The organism is Streptomyces sp. NPDC036984, assembly GCF_055607665.1.
The window spans coordinates 768,448-782,377 of sequence record NZ_JBVJRL010000001.1 but is presented as its reverse complement, the minus strand read 5'-3'; the positions used below and the strand labels follow the sequence as shown (position 1 = coordinate 782,377).

At 70.9% G+C, this 13,930-nt stretch carries 16 protein-coding genes; 13 read left to right on the top strand and 3 right to left on the bottom strand.

Annotation, left to right across the window (positions count from 1 at the left end):
- Positions 1-25: 25 nt before the first annotated feature.
- From ACZ7DL_RS03640 to ACZ7DL_RS03620, 5 genes are all read left to right on the top strand, one after another.
- Positions 26-952 carry an EamA family transporter gene (locus ACZ7DL_RS03640; protein WP_470771095.1) on the top strand — a complete coding sequence of 309 codons (927 nt, stop codon included), beginning with the start codon at positions 26-28 and terminating at the stop codon, positions 950-952.
- An 8-nt stretch (positions 953-960) separates the two neighbouring features.
- A complete protein-coding gene (locus ACZ7DL_RS03635; protein ID WP_470771094.1) occupies positions 961-1,605 on the top strand; it encodes an NAD(P)-dependent oxidoreductase in 645 nt (214 codons plus the stop codon).
- 87 nt (positions 1,606-1,692) lie between these two features.
- Positions 1,693-2,376: a hypothetical protein gene (locus tag ACZ7DL_RS03630; RefSeq protein WP_470771093.1), complete on the top strand. Its 684-nt coding sequence runs from the start codon at positions 1,693-1,695 to the stop codon at positions 2,374-2,376.
- A gap of 395 nt (positions 2,377-2,771) precedes the next feature.
- A complete protein-coding gene (locus ACZ7DL_RS03625; protein ID WP_470771091.1) occupies positions 2,772-3,377 on the top strand; it encodes a sigma-70 family RNA polymerase sigma factor in 606 nt (201 codons plus the stop codon).
- Between the two features lie 151 nt (positions 3,378-3,528).
- Positions 3,529-3,876, top strand: a complete 348-nt coding sequence (locus ACZ7DL_RS03620) for a DUF190 domain-containing protein (protein ID WP_470771089.1) — start codon at positions 3,529-3,531, stop codon at positions 3,874-3,876.
- A 144-nt stretch (positions 3,877-4,020) separates the two neighbouring features.
- Here the strand turns inward: ACZ7DL_RS03620 and ACZ7DL_RS03615 are convergent, their stop codons facing one another.
- A complete protein-coding gene (locus tag ACZ7DL_RS03615; protein ID WP_470771088.1) occupies positions 4,021-4,440 on the bottom strand; it encodes an arsenate reductase ArsC in 420 nt (139 codons plus the stop codon).
- Positions 4,441-4,605: 165 nt separating this feature from the next.
- Between ACZ7DL_RS03615 and ACZ7DL_RS03610 the strand changes: the two genes are divergently transcribed.
- Together ACZ7DL_RS03610 and ACZ7DL_RS03605 are read left to right on the top strand one after the other, a co-directional pair.
- Positions 4,606-4,920 (top strand): ArsR/SmtB family transcription factor, encoded by a 315-nt coding sequence (locus ACZ7DL_RS03610; RefSeq protein ID WP_470771087.1) that lies wholly within the window; start codon positions 4,606-4,608, stop codon positions 4,918-4,920.
- 37 nt (positions 4,921-4,957) lie between these two features.
- Complete coding sequence (locus ACZ7DL_RS03605; protein WP_470771085.1) at positions 4,958-5,758, top strand: aquaporin; 801 nt, start codon at positions 4,958-4,960, stop codon at positions 5,756-5,758.
- Positions 5,759-5,804: 46 nt separating this feature from the next.
- On the opposite strand, the gene ACZ7DL_RS03600 is transcribed toward ACZ7DL_RS03605, so the two are convergent.
- Positions 5,805-6,179: an ArsR/SmtB family transcription factor gene (locus ACZ7DL_RS03600; RefSeq protein ID WP_470771084.1), complete on the bottom strand. Its 375-nt coding sequence runs from the start codon at positions 6,177-6,179 to the stop codon at positions 5,805-5,807.
- 113 nt (positions 6,180-6,292) lie between these two features.
- Here ACZ7DL_RS03600 and ACZ7DL_RS03595 point away from each other — a divergent pair, with 113 nt between their 5' ends.
- Complete coding sequence (locus tag ACZ7DL_RS03595; protein WP_470771082.1) at positions 6,293-7,663, top strand: FAD-dependent oxidoreductase; 1,371 nt, start codon at positions 6,293-6,295, stop codon at positions 7,661-7,663.
- A 269-nt stretch (positions 7,664-7,932) separates the two neighbouring features.
- Here ACZ7DL_RS03595 and ACZ7DL_RS03590 read toward each other — a convergent pair whose 3' ends face one another.
- Positions 7,933-8,370 carry a hypothetical protein gene (locus ACZ7DL_RS03590; RefSeq protein ID WP_003974483.1) on the bottom strand — a complete coding sequence of 146 codons (438 nt, stop codon included), beginning with the start codon at positions 8,368-8,370 and terminating at the stop codon, positions 7,933-7,935.
- A 623-nt stretch (positions 8,371-8,993) separates the two neighbouring features.
- Between ACZ7DL_RS03590 and hemL the strand changes: the two genes are divergently transcribed.
- From hemL to ACZ7DL_RS03565, 5 genes are all read left to right on the top strand, one after another.
- Complete coding sequence (gene hemL, locus ACZ7DL_RS03585) at positions 8,994-10,313, top strand: glutamate-1-semialdehyde 2,1-aminomutase (protein WP_470771080.1); 1,320 nt, start codon at positions 8,994-8,996, stop codon at positions 10,311-10,313.
- Entirely contained in the window at positions 10,310-11,014 is a 705-nt protein-coding gene (locus ACZ7DL_RS03580; RefSeq protein WP_470771078.1) for a histidine phosphatase family protein, read from the top strand. Before hemL ends, ACZ7DL_RS03580 begins: the two co-directional genes overlap by 4 nt.
- A 152-nt stretch (positions 11,015-11,166) precedes the next feature.
- A complete protein-coding gene (locus ACZ7DL_RS03575) occupies positions 11,167-12,459 on the top strand; it encodes a polysaccharide deacetylase family protein (RefSeq protein ID WP_470771076.1) in 1,293 nt (430 codons plus the stop codon).
- 98 nt (positions 12,460-12,557) lie between these two features.
- The gene (locus ACZ7DL_RS03570; RefSeq protein WP_470771074.1) at positions 12,558-13,148 is read left to right on the top strand and encodes a TlpA family protein disulfide reductase; all 591 of its coding nucleotides are present in this window, start codon (positions 12,558-12,560) and stop codon (positions 13,146-13,148) included.
- A 1-nt stretch (position 13,149) separates the two neighbouring features.
- Entirely contained in the window at positions 13,150-13,929 is a 780-nt protein-coding gene (locus ACZ7DL_RS03565) for a cytochrome c biogenesis CcdA family protein (RefSeq protein ID WP_470771073.1), read from the top strand.
- Position 13,930 lies beyond the last annotated feature (1 nt).

Here is a 13,930-nt window from a genome sequence, read left to right as displayed (position 1 = left end):
ACCGTTCCGAACGAGACTTCCTCCCATGCCTCCCCCCTCGATCCCACAGGCGCAGGCCCCGCCACGGGCCCTGCCCCCGGCCCGGGCGGCCACCGTCGCCCTGACCGCCCTAGCCCCCGCCGCCTGGGGTACGACCTACGTCGTCACCACCGAACTCCTGCCGCCCGGACACCCGTTGTTCGCAGGCCTCATGCGCGCCCTGCCCGCCGGGCTGCTCGGCCTGGCGCTCACGCGGGTCCTCCCGCGCGGCGACTGGTGGTGGAAGGCCGCCGTCCTCGGCGCGCTCAACATCGGCGCCCTGTTCCCGCTGCTGTTCCTGGCGGCCGAACGGCTCCCCGGCGGTGTCGCCGCCACCCTCGGTGCCGCCCAGCCGCTGCTGGTCGCCGCGCTGGCCATCGCCGTACTCGGGGACCGGCCGACGGCCTGGCGCTGGACCTGGGGCGTGCTCGGCCTCGCCGGCGTCGGACTCGTCGTCCTCGGCCCGGACGCCCGCCTGGACACCGTCGGCGTCCTCGCCGGCCTCGGCGGTACGGCCGCCATGGCCGCCGGTGTCGTCCTCACCAAGCGCTGGGGCCGCCCCGCGGGAGCAGGCCCCCTCACCCTGGCCGGCTGGCAACTGACGGCCGGCGGCCTGCTGTTGCTCCCGCTCACCCTCGCGGTCGAGGGGGTACCGCGGATCGACGCCGGCGCGGCCGCCGGCTACCTGTGGCTCGGCAGCATGGGCGGTCTGATCGCGTACACGCTGTGGTTCCGCGGCATAGCCGCCCTCCCGGTCGGCGCGTCCGCCCCCCTGGTCCTCCTGTCGCCCCTGGTCGCCACGGTCATCGGCACGGCCAGGGGCGAGTCCCTGAGCCGGCCGCAGACGTTCGGCTTCATCCTGGCACTGGCCGCGATGCTGGCCGCACAGCTCGATCCGCCGAAGAGCCATCGAGAAGGGAAAACCGTCCGATGAGTACGGGTATGACGATCGCGGTGATCGGTGCCACCGGAATGGTCGGCAGCCGGGTGACCACCGAGGCCGGTGCGCGCGGACACCGGGTGCTCGCCCTGTCCCGGACCCCGGCGAGCGGAGACCCGCACGTGACGCCGGTCCCGGTCGACGCGTACGACGTCACCGCCGTGCACAAGGCGCTGACGGAGTCGGACGCGGACGCCGTCGTGCTGGCCGTACGCACGTTCCCGGTGGACGAGGACTTCCTTGTCGGCGTCACCCGGACGGTGCTCGACGCGGCCGCCCGGCTGGGCAGCCGTGTCCTGGTGGTCGGCGGCGCCGGTGCACTGCGCAGCCCGGACGATCCCGGCCTGCTGGTGGCCGACGACCCCGCCTACGTCCCGGCGCAGCTGCGGCCGGTCGCGGCGGCGGGGGTCGCCCAACTGCGCACCTGCCAGTCCCATCCGCACCCCGACTGGGTGTACCTGAGCCCCCCGGCCCTGCTCGAACCGGGCCCCCGGACCGCCCGTTACCGGCGCGGCACGGACACCCTGCTCACCGGGGCCGGCGGACGCTCGTGGATCAGCGCGGAGGACCTGGCCGTGGCCGTGCTGGACGAACTGGAAACCCCGGGCACCGACCGGCACATCACGGTCGTTCACGGCATGAGCTGAATCACGCCTCCCGCGCTGAGAAGGCGGCAGCCGGAATTCCGTACCGTCGGCTGACAGGGAGAGCACGGATGCGAGGATGAGGCCGCCATGACAGTCGGGTGGTGTTCTCGCACGGTACGGGCCGCGGTGTTCGCGGCCGTCTGTGTGCTGCTCGCCGCCCTGGGCCACGTCCTGATGTCGGAGACCGCGGTGCCCTGGTGGGCCCTGACCGCGGGCGCGGTGGCGACCGGCGGCACGGCCTGGTGGCTGGCCGACCGGGAACGCGGACCGCTTCTCGTCGTCTCCCTCGCGGTGGCCACCCAGGCGGTACTCCACACGTCGTTCTCCCTCGCCCAGTCCGTACGCCCCGCGTCGTGGCCCATGAACGCCATGGGTCACGACATGAGCGCCGTGCACCCGATGCACCACATGGGCTCGATGGGTTCCATGGGCTCGATGGGTTCCATGAGGTCGACGGGTCCGATGGACTCGATCGACGCGATGGACTCGGTGACCGGCATGTCGTCGGCGGGCATGCTCCTCGCTCACCTGCTGGCCGCGCTGCTGTGCGGCCTGTGGCTCGCCTACGGCGAACGCGCCGCGTTCCGCATCATGCGGGCCCTGGCCGGCCGGCTCTTCGCGCCACTGCGCCTGCTGCTCCGGCTGCCCGAGCCGCCGCACCGGCCGCGCGTCCGGCCCCGCCGAGCGGAGTCGGACCGGGCGCCGCGCCGCCTGCTCCTCACCCACGCGATCACCTCTCGGGGCCCGCCCGCCGGAACCGCTGTCGCCTGACGACAGCCGGTTTCCCGAGGCCGTACCCGACACGGTCGCCGAGTCGCCGAGCCGCCGAGCCGCCGAGTCGGCGATCCGACGACGGTTGAGCCGCCGGTCCGCCGGTCCGCCGAGCCGGCGACGGTTGAGCCGCCGGTCCGCCGAGCCGGCGACGGTTGAGCCGCCGGTCCGCCGGTCCGCCGGTCCGCCGAGCCGCCGAGCCGACGAGTGGTCGATCCGATGACCGTCGAGCCGACGAGCCGGCTCGACGCCGCCGTTTCCCGCCTCGGGCAACGGCCGTGCGCTCCCGCGCCCGGCCACCTCCTCCCTTCACCGGTTCCGCCGTGCTGCCCGCCGCCCTGAGGCGCGGCCCGGCGGGCACCGGATACCTGCTTCCCGAGAAGGACAGACCCCAGGTGATCACTGCTGCCCTGCCTCCAGCGCGCGAACGTACGAAGGAAGAGTCGATCACTGCCTGGGCGCTCGCCGCCCGCGGTGGCGACCCCGACGCCGTCGACCTCTTCGTCCGCGCCCTGCACCGAGACGTCCGCCGCTACGTGACCTATCTCGGCGCCGACCCGCAGAGCGCCGACGACCTGACCCAGGACACCTTTCTGCGGGCGCTGGGCAGCCTGCACCGGTTCGCGGGCGACTCATCGGCCCGCACCTGGCTGCTCTCCATCGCCCGCCGGGCGGTGATCGACAGCATGCGCAACAGCTCGTGCAGGCCGCGGCTTTCGGACACGGACGACTGGCAGTCGGCCGCCGAACGCGCCCAGCCGCGCGGCCTGCCCGGCTTCGACGACGGCATCGCCCTGACCGAGCTGCTGGACACGCTCCCCGCCGAGCGCCGCGAGGCGTTCGTCCTCACCCAGCTGGTGGGGCTTCCCTACGCCGAGGCGGCCCTCGTCAGCGACTGCCCGATCGGCACGGTCCGCTCCCGTGTGGCCCGCGCCCGCACCTCCCTGATCACATGGCTGGCCGAGGCGGACCACACCACCCGAACGCCCACGGCAGCCTGACCACCCACACGAGCCGGGCGGGGCCCGAAGCCCCGCCCGTCACCCCGGGCGCATCTGCGTGTCCCGCTCGGCGGCGCAGTCCTGGCGGACACCGGTGGATATACGGAAGCTGGTGGATGACGGTCATCCCCGGCTCGGGGTGGAGGCAGCGGTGACGAGGCTGACGGGCAGTGCCCTGCGAGTGACGATCTTCATCGGTGAGCACGACGTCTGGCGCCACAAGCCCCTGTACAGCGAGATCGTGCACCGGGCGCACAAGGCCGGGCTGGCCGGAGCGTCCGTGTTCCGTGGCGTGGAGGGCTTCGGCGCCTCCTCCTTGGTCCATACCTCCCGGATCCTGTCCCTGAGCGAGGACCTGCCGGTGGCGATCGTGATCGTGGACACCGAGGAGCGGGTGCGGGACTTCCTGCCCCAGCTGGACGAACTCGTGGCGGAGGGGCTGGTCATCCTCGACGGCTGCGAAGTCATCCGGTACGTCGGCAGGGAGAAGGAGGCGTGAACCGGCTCGCGTATGCGCCGTCCGCACGAGGGGCCGTATCGAGCGACGACCTCGCGTATCCGCCGTCCGTATCGAGCGACGACCTCGCGTATCCGCCGTCGGCAACGAGCGATGGCCTCGCGTTTGCGCCGTCCGTCCCGGGGGTCACGCCTCCTGCGCGGCGTCGATCTCGGCGATCAGGGCCTCGATGCGGGTCTTGATCTGGTCGCGGATCGGGCGGACGGCCGCGACGCCCTTGCCGGCCGGGTCCTCCAGGGCCCAGTCGAGGTACTTCTTGCCCGGGAAGACCGGACAGGCGTCGCCGCAGCCCATGGTGATGACGTAGTCGGACGCCTGGACGGCCTCGGCGGTCAGGATCTTCGGCCTGGCCGCGGAGACGTCGATGCCGACCTCCTGCATGGCCTCGACCGCGGCCGGGTTGACCCGGTCGCCCGGGACGGAGCCGGCGGAGCGGACCTCGATCCGGTCGCCCGCGAGGTGGCTGAGGAACCCGGCGGCCATCTGCGAACGGCCGGCGTTGTGGACGCAGACGAACAGCACGGAGGCGAGCGGGCTGGAGGGCATCGGTTGTTCCTTCGTCAGTGCATCAGGCAGGTGGTGCGGGATCGCGAGTGCGGAGGGCCTCACGGGAGCGGGGATACGGGCCTCAAGGTCAGCCAGGCTGGTGTCAGCCCCAGTGATATCAGCCCGTGCTGGTATCAGCTTGGAGTGATGTGACAGTATCAGCCCATGCTGACGTCAGTCGACACTGATCTGTTGCGGGTTCTCGCGGACCCGCTCCGCCTCCAGATCGTCACCCTGCTGGCCAAGGAGACGCTCTGCACGACGCACCTGATCGAGGAGACGGGGGCCAGGCAGACCAACCTCTCCAACCATCTGAAGGTGCTGCGCGAGGCGGGGGTCGTGGAGACGGAGCCGTGCGGCCGGTTCACCTACTACCGGCTCAAGCCCGACGTCATCGCCTCGCTTGCCGGTCGGTTCGCCGACCTCGCAAAGACCGCGCGCGCAACCACCGAGAACAACATCAAGCGGTCCTGCCCCTGATCCCCGCCCGCACGGCGCCCCACACCGAGGAGTCCTGTTGACCGCCACCGAGGCCACCGAGCACGACAGAGCCGACCGGTCCGCCATGGCCCCCGCCGCTGAGCCGCGGCCCGCCCCCGGTGCCACGCCGCCCCGGACTCCTCCGCTGATCGCCAAAGCCGCGGCCGAACTGGTCGGCACGGCGGCGCTCGTCGCGGTCGTGGTCGGCTCCGGCATCCAGGCCACCGAGCTGACCAAGGACGTCGGCTTGCAGCTGCTGGCCAACTCCACGGCCACGGTCTTCGGTCTCGGCGTCCTGATCATCCTGCTCGGTCCGGTCTCGGGGGCGCACTTCAACCCGGCCGTCACCCTGGCCGAGTGGTTCACCGCCCGCCGTGGTGGCGCGGGGGTGAGCCTGCGCGAGGCCGCCGTGTACGTCCCGGCCCAGATCGTGGGTGCCATCGCGGGCGCGGTGCTGGCCGATGCGATGTTCGGCGAGCCGCTGGTGAAGTGGTCCACCCACGACCGCTCGGCGGGGCACCTGCTGCTCGGCGAGGTCGTGGCCACCGCCGGACTGATCCTGCTGATCTTCGGCCTGGCCCGCACCGACCGCCTGCGCTTCGCACCCGTCGCGGTCGCCTCCTACATCGGCGCCGCCTACTGGTTCACCTCCTCCACGTCCTTCGCCAACCCGGCGGTGACCATCGGCCGCGCCTTCACCGACACCTTCGCGGGCATCGCCCCCGGCTCGGTCGCCGCCTTCGTCGCCATGCAGCTCGTCGGCGCTGTCGTCGGGCTGGCGCTGGTGGCGCTCATCTTCATGGCGGGTCGCGCGACGGACGAGCAGCCTGCCGCATGACGTAGGCGTCCCAGGCCGCGGTGATCGGCGGCGGCCGGTTCGGAGGTCAGGGGGCGGTCGACACGTTGGTCAGGAGCTGGCCCATCGCCGCCAGCACCGACGGCTCGACCCGGTAGTACACCCACGTGCCGCGCCGCTCGGAGGTCAGCAGCCCGGCCTCCTTCAGCTTCTTCAGGTGATGGGAGACGGTCGGCTGGGAAACGCCGACGTCGGAGATGTCACACACGCACGCCTCGCCGCCCTCGTGCGAGGCGACCGCGGAGAACAGCCGCAGCCGCACCGGATCGCCCAGCGCCTTGAACATCCGCGCGGCCGTCTCGGCCTCCTCCGCGGTGAACGGTCGCTCGGTGAGCGGCGGGCAGCACGGCGCCACGGCATCCGACCCGGGGGCGAGCAGCGGCAGCACCTTGGTGTTCGACATGCATCTATGTTGACACACATCGATTCGATGAACGTCTATGTTGACGTATGTCGAATCAGCCGCCATGCTGGCCGCGTAAGTCATCGACAAACGTCGAAACAAAGGGGAGTCCCATGGCCGTAACCCTCACCGGCGTGCCCAGCACCGACCAGTTGCCGGTCGTGGTCATCGGAGCCGGCCCCATCGGCCTGGCCGCCGCCGCCCATCTCATCGAGCGCGGCATCGAACCGCTGGTCCTGGAAGCCGGCCCCTCCGCCGGCACGGCCGTACGCGACTGGGCGCACGTGCGTCTGTTCTCCCCCTGGGCCGAGGTCACCGACCCCGCCGCCGAGAAGCTCCTCGCCCCCACCGGCTGGACCCGCCCGGACGGCGCCACCTACCCGACCGGCGGCGACTGGGCCGAGCAGTACCTGAAGCCACTGGCCGACGTCCTCGGCGACAAGGTCCGCTACGGCGCCACCGTGACCGGCGTGGCCCGTGCCGGCCGGGACCGGATCGTCGACTCCGGCCGCGCCGAACAGCCCTTCACCGTCCACATCACCACTGCGGACGGCCACGAGGAACGCATCACCGCCCGCGCCGTCATCGACGCCTCCGGCACGTGGTCCACCCCCGGCCCCATGGGCGCCGACGGCCTGCCCGCCCTCGGGGAACGGGCGGCGGCCGACCGCGTCTCCTATCGCGTACCCGACCTGAACGACCCGGGCGTACGCGCCCGATACGCGGGCAAGCGCACCGCCGTCATCGGCTCCGGCGCCTCCGCGTTCACCGCGCTGGCCCACCTCGCCGACCTGGCCGGGGAGGAGGAAGGCACGCACGTGGTGTGGATCGTGCGCCGCGGCATCACCGGCTCCACCTTCGGCGGCGGCGAGGCCGACCAACTGCCCGCCCGAGGCGCCCTGGGCCTGCGGGCCAAGGCCGCCGTCGGAGAAGGCCACGCGAGTGCGGTCACCGGCTTCCGTACCCAGGCAGTGGAACGCGACGGCGATCAGCTCGTACTCGTCGCCGAGGACGGCCGCCACCTGGACCCGGTCGACGAGGTGATCGTGCTGACCGGCTTCCGCCCCGACCTGTCCTTCCTGTCCGAGGTCCGCCTCGGCCTCGACGAGCGCCTCCAGGCGCCCACCGCACTCGCTCCGCTCATCGACCCCAACGTGCACTCCTGCGGCACGGTCTACCCGCACGGCGTGAACGAGCTGTCCCACCCGGAGGAGGACGTCTACCTGGTCGGCATGAAGTCCTACGGCCGTGCGCCCACGTTCCTGGCGATGACCGGCTACGAGCAGGTCCGCTCCGTCACCGCCTCCCTCGCCGGCGACCGCGAGGCCGCCGAACGCGTCGAGCTGACCCTGCCGGAGACCGGCGTGTGCGGCGGAGCCGGCCTCTACGACGAGCCCGACACCCCCCGGTCCGGCGGCTGCTGCGCCACCCCGCCCACCCTCCGGATCACCACCGGAACCCCGGCCCCCGCCACCACCTGCTGACCACAGACGCCGGCCCTTCACACCCGTCGGGCCGCGACCGGCACGGCGGACCGGTCCCGGCCCGCCGTCCTTCCGCTGTCTCCCACCGACGAGCGACACCGGGAAACCGCCGTCGGCAGGGGACGGTGATCCGGTCCTCCAAGAAGACCTCGGCCACTCGACCCCGAGCCTCACAAGGTGCCCGCCGATGCCTTCACGGAACGCCCCACCCCGTAGCCCAGGCCTCATCACACGAAAAGGGCGGAAACTCCGCCCGAAGGGACGTCAGCTCAGGGCCACACCAGGCAATAAGGCTGATGCCCCGCCTCATGCAACCGGTGGCTGAAGTCCTGCCACTCGTGCAGCAACTGGTACACATTGAACGCGTCCCGCGGGCCCCCGCGGTCCGGGACCGTGGACCAGATGAAGGCTGCCGCGCCCACCGCCTCCTCGCCGATGCCGCGGAGGGGGTCGACGACCGTCATGGGGAGTTTGACGACCGCGTAGTCGGGGTGCAGGACGACCAGTTCCAGAGGCGGCACCTTGTGCAGGGGGACGCCCTCGATGCCGGTCAGGACCATCGCGGCCATCGTCTCCGGCTTGATCTTGGTGAACATGCCGTTCATGCCCAGCTCGTCGCCGCCGAGTTCCTCGGGACGCATCGAGATGGGGACACGGGCCGCGGTCGCGCCGTCCGGCGCGCCGAAGTATTTGTACGTCACCCCCACTCGACCACCATTCCTGCTCCCCGCCCGGAGGCGGTCGGCCCGGTGGTCGAGCCGGCGGTCGGTCGGCCGGTCCAGTCTGCGGCCCTGCCGCTGGTCGAGCTCGCGTTCGAGCTCCCGGTCGATCTGCCGGTCGTACCGCTCGGGCTCACTCGGTACACCCTGAGTCTGACGGGCGTCAGACTGACGTGTTTCCTGACGTGCTTCTGTCGTTTCCTCCGCGTCGCGCCGGTGCCTTCCCCGCCGGGCACGTCGAGGACCCAGGTCATCAGTCCCCTCGCCCAGTCCGCCACCGCGATGCATATCTCCACCCGACTGCTTTTCTAGGACGCGTGGCCCCCGCCGCGCAACCCGATCATCGTGTCAGTGACCTCCCCCACGGCCGCCCGCCGAAACGTGCGGTGGAACAACAGTCCACGGGGATCATCCGGTCCCTGATCATCCGGTCCTGATGAGTACGTGCGTAGGGGCTTTGTGTATCAGGGCTCAGTCTCGCAGATGCCGGACGGAAGACGGCGCTTCGATCTCGAGGCCGACCGCGGTTCGGCCGGGGCGCGGCCTACCCTGAGGGGGTCACCCCGCAACCGGAGTCCGAGAAGCCGGAGAAGTCGCACGTCATGAGTGCCATGAGCGAAACGCCCTATCCCTACGACGCGCCCGTCTCACAGGCGCTCTTCGACCGTGCCTCCGTCGTCACCCCGGGCGGAGTGAACTCCCCGGTGCGCGCCTTCCGCGCCGTCGGCGGCACCCCACGCTTCATGGTGTCGGGCAAGGGGCCCTACCTCACCGACGCCGACGGCCGTGAGTACGTCGACCTCGTCTGCTCCTGGGGGCCCATGATTCTCGGGCACGCGCACCCCGAGGTCATCGCCGCCGTGCAGGAGGCCGTGGCCCGCGGTACGTCCTTCGGGACGCCCGGTGAGGGCGAGGTCGCGCTCGCCGAGGAGATCGTCGCCCGCGTCGAGCCCGTCGAGCAGGTGCGGCTCGTCAGCAGCGGCACCGAGGCGACCATGTCCGCTATCCGGCTCGCCCGGGGCTTCACCCGGCGGACGAAGGTGATCAAGTTCGCCGGGTGCTACCACGGGCACGTCGACTCGCTGCTCGCCGCGGCCGGGTCCGGGGTCGCCACCTTCGCGCTGCCCGACACCCCGGGCGTCACCGGCGCGCAGGCCGGCGACACGATCGTGCTGCCGTACAACGACCTGGAGGCCGTGCAGGAGGCGTTCCACCGGCACCCGGGCGAGATCGCGTGTGTGATCACGGAGGCTTCCCCGGGGAACATGGGCGTCGTGCCGCCCGCCCCCGGGTTCAACCAGGGTCTGAAGGACGCCTGCCGGAAGAACGGCGCCCTCTTCATCTCCGACGAGGTGATGACCGGGTTCCGCACCAGCCGCGCCGGCTGGTACGGCGTGGAGGGCGTCAAGCCCGACCTCATGACCTTCGGGAAGGTCATGGGCGGCGGCTTCCCGGCCGCGGCCTTCGGCGGGCGCGCCGATGTCATGGCCCACCTCGCCCCCGCCGGGCCCGTCTACCAGGCCGGTACTCTCTCCGGCAACCCCGTCGCCACCGCCGCCGGCCTCGCCCAGCTGCGGCTGCTCGACGACGCCGCGTACGACACCGTCGACGCCGTTTCCGCGCAGATCCAGGCCCTCGTCACCGAGGCGCTGAGCAAGGAGGGCGTGGCGCACCGGCTCCAGACGGCCTCCAACATGTTCTCCGTGTTCTTCACGGACCGGCAGGTGCGCGACTACGAGGACGCCAAGCGGCAGGAGTCGTACCGCTTCACCGCGTTCTTCCACTCGCTGCTGGCGAACGGCGTCTATCTGCCGCCGTCGTCCTTCGAGTCCTGGTTCGTGTCCACGGCCCACGACGAGCGGGCCATTCAGAAGATCGCCGACGCCCTTCCGGCGGCGGCCCGGGCGGCTGCGGAGGCCACGGCGGAATGACCATCTCCCGCGACAACAAGGACGTCACCGTCGTCCATCTCATGCGGCACGGTGAGGTCGAGAACCCGGACGGGATCCTGTACGGGCGGTTGCCCGGCTACCACCTGTCCGAGCTGGGCCGGCAGATGGCCGACCGGGTCGCCGAGCACCTCGCCTCGCGGGATGTGACCCATGTCTGCGCCTCGCCGCTGGAGCGGGCGCAGGAGACGGCCACGCCGATCGCCAAGGCGCACGGGCTGGACCTGGACACCGACGAGCGGCTGATCGAGGCCGACAACGTCTTCCAGGGCAAGACCTTCGGCGTGGGGGACGGCGCGCTGCGCAAGCCGGAGAACTGGAAGCACCTCGGCAACCCGTTCCGGCCGTCCTGGGGCGAGCCGTACGTCGACCAGGTCGTGCGGATGATGGGTGCGCTGAACGCGGCCAAGGACCGGGCGCGCGGGCACGAGGCGGTGCTGGTCAGTCATCAGCTGCCGATCTGGATCGTGCGGTCGTACGTCGAGCGGCGGCGGCTGTGGCACGACCCGCGCAAACGGCAGTGCACGCTCGCCTCCCTGACGACGTTCACCTACCAGGGCGACAAGATCGTGTCCGTGGGTTACAGCGAGCCCGCGATCGACCTGGTCCCGGTCCATCTGCGCGCCGGTGCCAAGCCGCAGAAGGGCAAGGGCACGGCCCAGGGGAAGGCGTTCGGGGCCTGACCTGCTCAACACCCGTACCAGACAGTCCGTTTGGCGTGACTTAGGGTGTTTTTGCCGGGAACATTGCGAAAAACATAAGAATCATCGGAACCTCCCCGATCGTCCCGTCCTCTCACTGGGTGACCAGCAGGCAGCGACGATCGGGGATTTCCATGCGCACCTTCTCCCGCACCCTCTCCCGGAGGGGAGTACTCGGCCTCGGCGCGGGCGCGGCGGCCGCCGCCTCGCTCGCCGGCTGCGGGAGTCTCACGTCCTCGGACGGCAAGGGGCACTCGAACGGTTCCGGCCAGGGCGGGTCCGGGCGTGCGGGCGGGAGCGGTGAGCGTCCGGCGCGGCCGATCGGTGACGGCTCCACCTCCTTCACCGGCAAGCAGTCGCACCAGCCGGCCAAGCCCGAGCCGCTGGAGCCGGGGCAGACCCCGCCGCAGTTCGTGATCTTCTCCTGGGACGGTGCCGGCGAGGTCGGCAACGGCCTCTTCCCGCGCTTTCTGGACCTGGCCAAGGAGCACGGCGCGAGCATGACCTTCTTCCTCTCGGGGCTGTATCTGCTGCCGGAGTCGAAGAAGCGGCTGTACGAGCCCCCGAACAACCCGCGCGGCGCCTCCGACATCGGGTACCTCACCGACGAGCACATCAAGGCCACGCTGAAGAACGTCCGCCGGGCCTGGCTGGAGGGCCACGAGATCGGCACCCACTTCAACGGGCACTTCTGCGCCGGCTCGGGCACGGTCGCCAACTGGACCCCCCAGCAGTGGCAGAGCGAGATCCGGCAGGCCAAGGCGTTCGTGAAGGAGTGGCGGACCAACACCGGCTGGACCGATCTGCCGTCACTGCCGTTCGATTACGACAAGGAGCTGGTCGGCGGCCGTACGCCCTGCCTGCTCGGCCAGAACAACCTGCTGCCCACCGCCCGCGAGCTGGGCTGGCGCTACGACGCCTCCTCGCCGGGCGGCCGGCAGACGTGGCCGGTGAAGAAGTCGGGGATATGGGACCTGCCGTTGCAGCAGATACCTTTCCCCGGACGTTCCTTCGAGGTCCTGTCCATGGACTACAACATGCTCGCCAACCAGTCCGTGAACTCCACCAAGGCGCCCTCCTACAACTACCCGGGGTGGCGCAAGCAGTCCGCGCAGGCGTACATCCAGGGATTCAAGCGGGCATACGAGACAAACCGGGCGCCGTTCTTCGTCGGGAACCACTTCGAGCAGTGGAACGGCGGCATCTACATGGACGCCGTCGAGGAGGCGTTCAAGCACATCGCGCGGGAGAAGGAGAAGGGCGCCGACGTGCGGCTGGTCTCCTTCCGGCAGTTCGTGGACTGGATGGACGTACAGAAGCCCGAGGTGCTCGCCAAGCTGCGGACGCTGGAGGTCGGGCAGCGGCCCGCCGGGGGCTGGAGGGAGTTCCTGCGGGACGCGAAGTCCGCCTCGGGCAACGCGGCCTGATGTCCGGAATGTTCCGTGTAAAAACGCCCTGAAATGCGGTTTTCCGCCCGGCAGGGGGGTGTGCGAGATCCTCGGAACAGGCATGCGAAACTTTTCACATGAGTACCCGTAGCCGCGCCGTCCTGCTCACCGCTGTGGCCGCCGTCGCGGCCCTGACCCTGTCCGCGTGCGGTAAGGGCGGCACCTCCGGTGGCGGAGGCGACACCAACTTCGTCACCGGCAACCTCGGCATCGACACGGTGCCGGCCGGCAAGCGTGCCACCGCCCCGGACCTGTCGGGCCCGACGATCGACGGCAAGACCCTCGACGTCGCCGACTACCGGGGCAAGGTCGTCGTCCTCAACTTCTGGGGCTCCTGGTGCGGGCCGTGCCGGGAGGAGGCGCAGTACTTCGCGAAGGTGTCGAAGGCTTACGCGGACAAGGGTGTGCAGTTCGTCGGCGTCAACACCCGGGACAGCAGCACCACCCCGGCGGTCGCCTTCGAGAAGGAGCACGGCGTCGGGTTCCCGAGCCTGTACGACCCCACGGGCAAGCTGATGCTCCGCTTCCGGAAGGGCACCCTCAACCCGCAGCTCATCCCCTCCACGCTCGTCATCGACAAGCACGGGAAGGTCGCCGCGCGGGCCCTGGAGGCGCTCGACGACACGACCCTGCTGAAGATGCTCAAGCCGGTCCTCGCGGAGAAGTGACGTGAGCGCACTGCTGACGCTGGCCGCGACGGCGGGCCCGGGGCAGAACCAGACGGTCCTGCACGGCGCCCTGCTGGTCGCCCTGCCGGTCGCCCTGCTCGCCGGGCTCGTCTCCTTCTTCTCGCCCTGCGTGCTGCCGCTGGTCCCCGGCTACCTCTCCTATGTGACGGGCGTCGCGGGCACCGACCTGGCCGAGGCCAAGCGGGGGCGGATGATCGCCGGCGCCTCCCTGTTCGTCCTCGGCTTCAGCGCCGTGTTCGTCTCCAGCGGGGCACTCTTCGGCTACTTCGGCTCCACCCTGATCGACTACCAGGACACCCTGTCCAAGGTGCTCGGCGCGCTCATGATCGTCATGGGTGTGTTCTTCATGGGGCTGCTGCCCTGGTTCACCATGCGCGAGTTCCGCTTCCACAAGCGGCCGACGGGCGGCCTGCTCGGCGCGCCCGTCCTCGGCGCCCTCTTCGGCGTCGGCTGGACGCCCTGCATGGGCCCGACCCTCTCCTCGGTGAACTTCCTCTCCTTCCAGGAGTCGAGCGCCGCGCGCGGTTCGCTGCTGATGGTCGTCTACTGCCTCGGCCTCGGCCTCCCGTTCGTCATCACCGCGATCGCCTTCCGCAAGGCGCTCGGCGCCTTCGCCTGGATCAAGCGCCACTATGTCTGGGTGATGCGCATCGGTGGCTCGATGATGATCCTCACCGGTGTGCTGCTGCTGACCGGCGCGTGGAGCGGTCTGATCCAGCAGATGCAGACCTGGTCCGACGGCTTCAATGTGGGGATCTGAC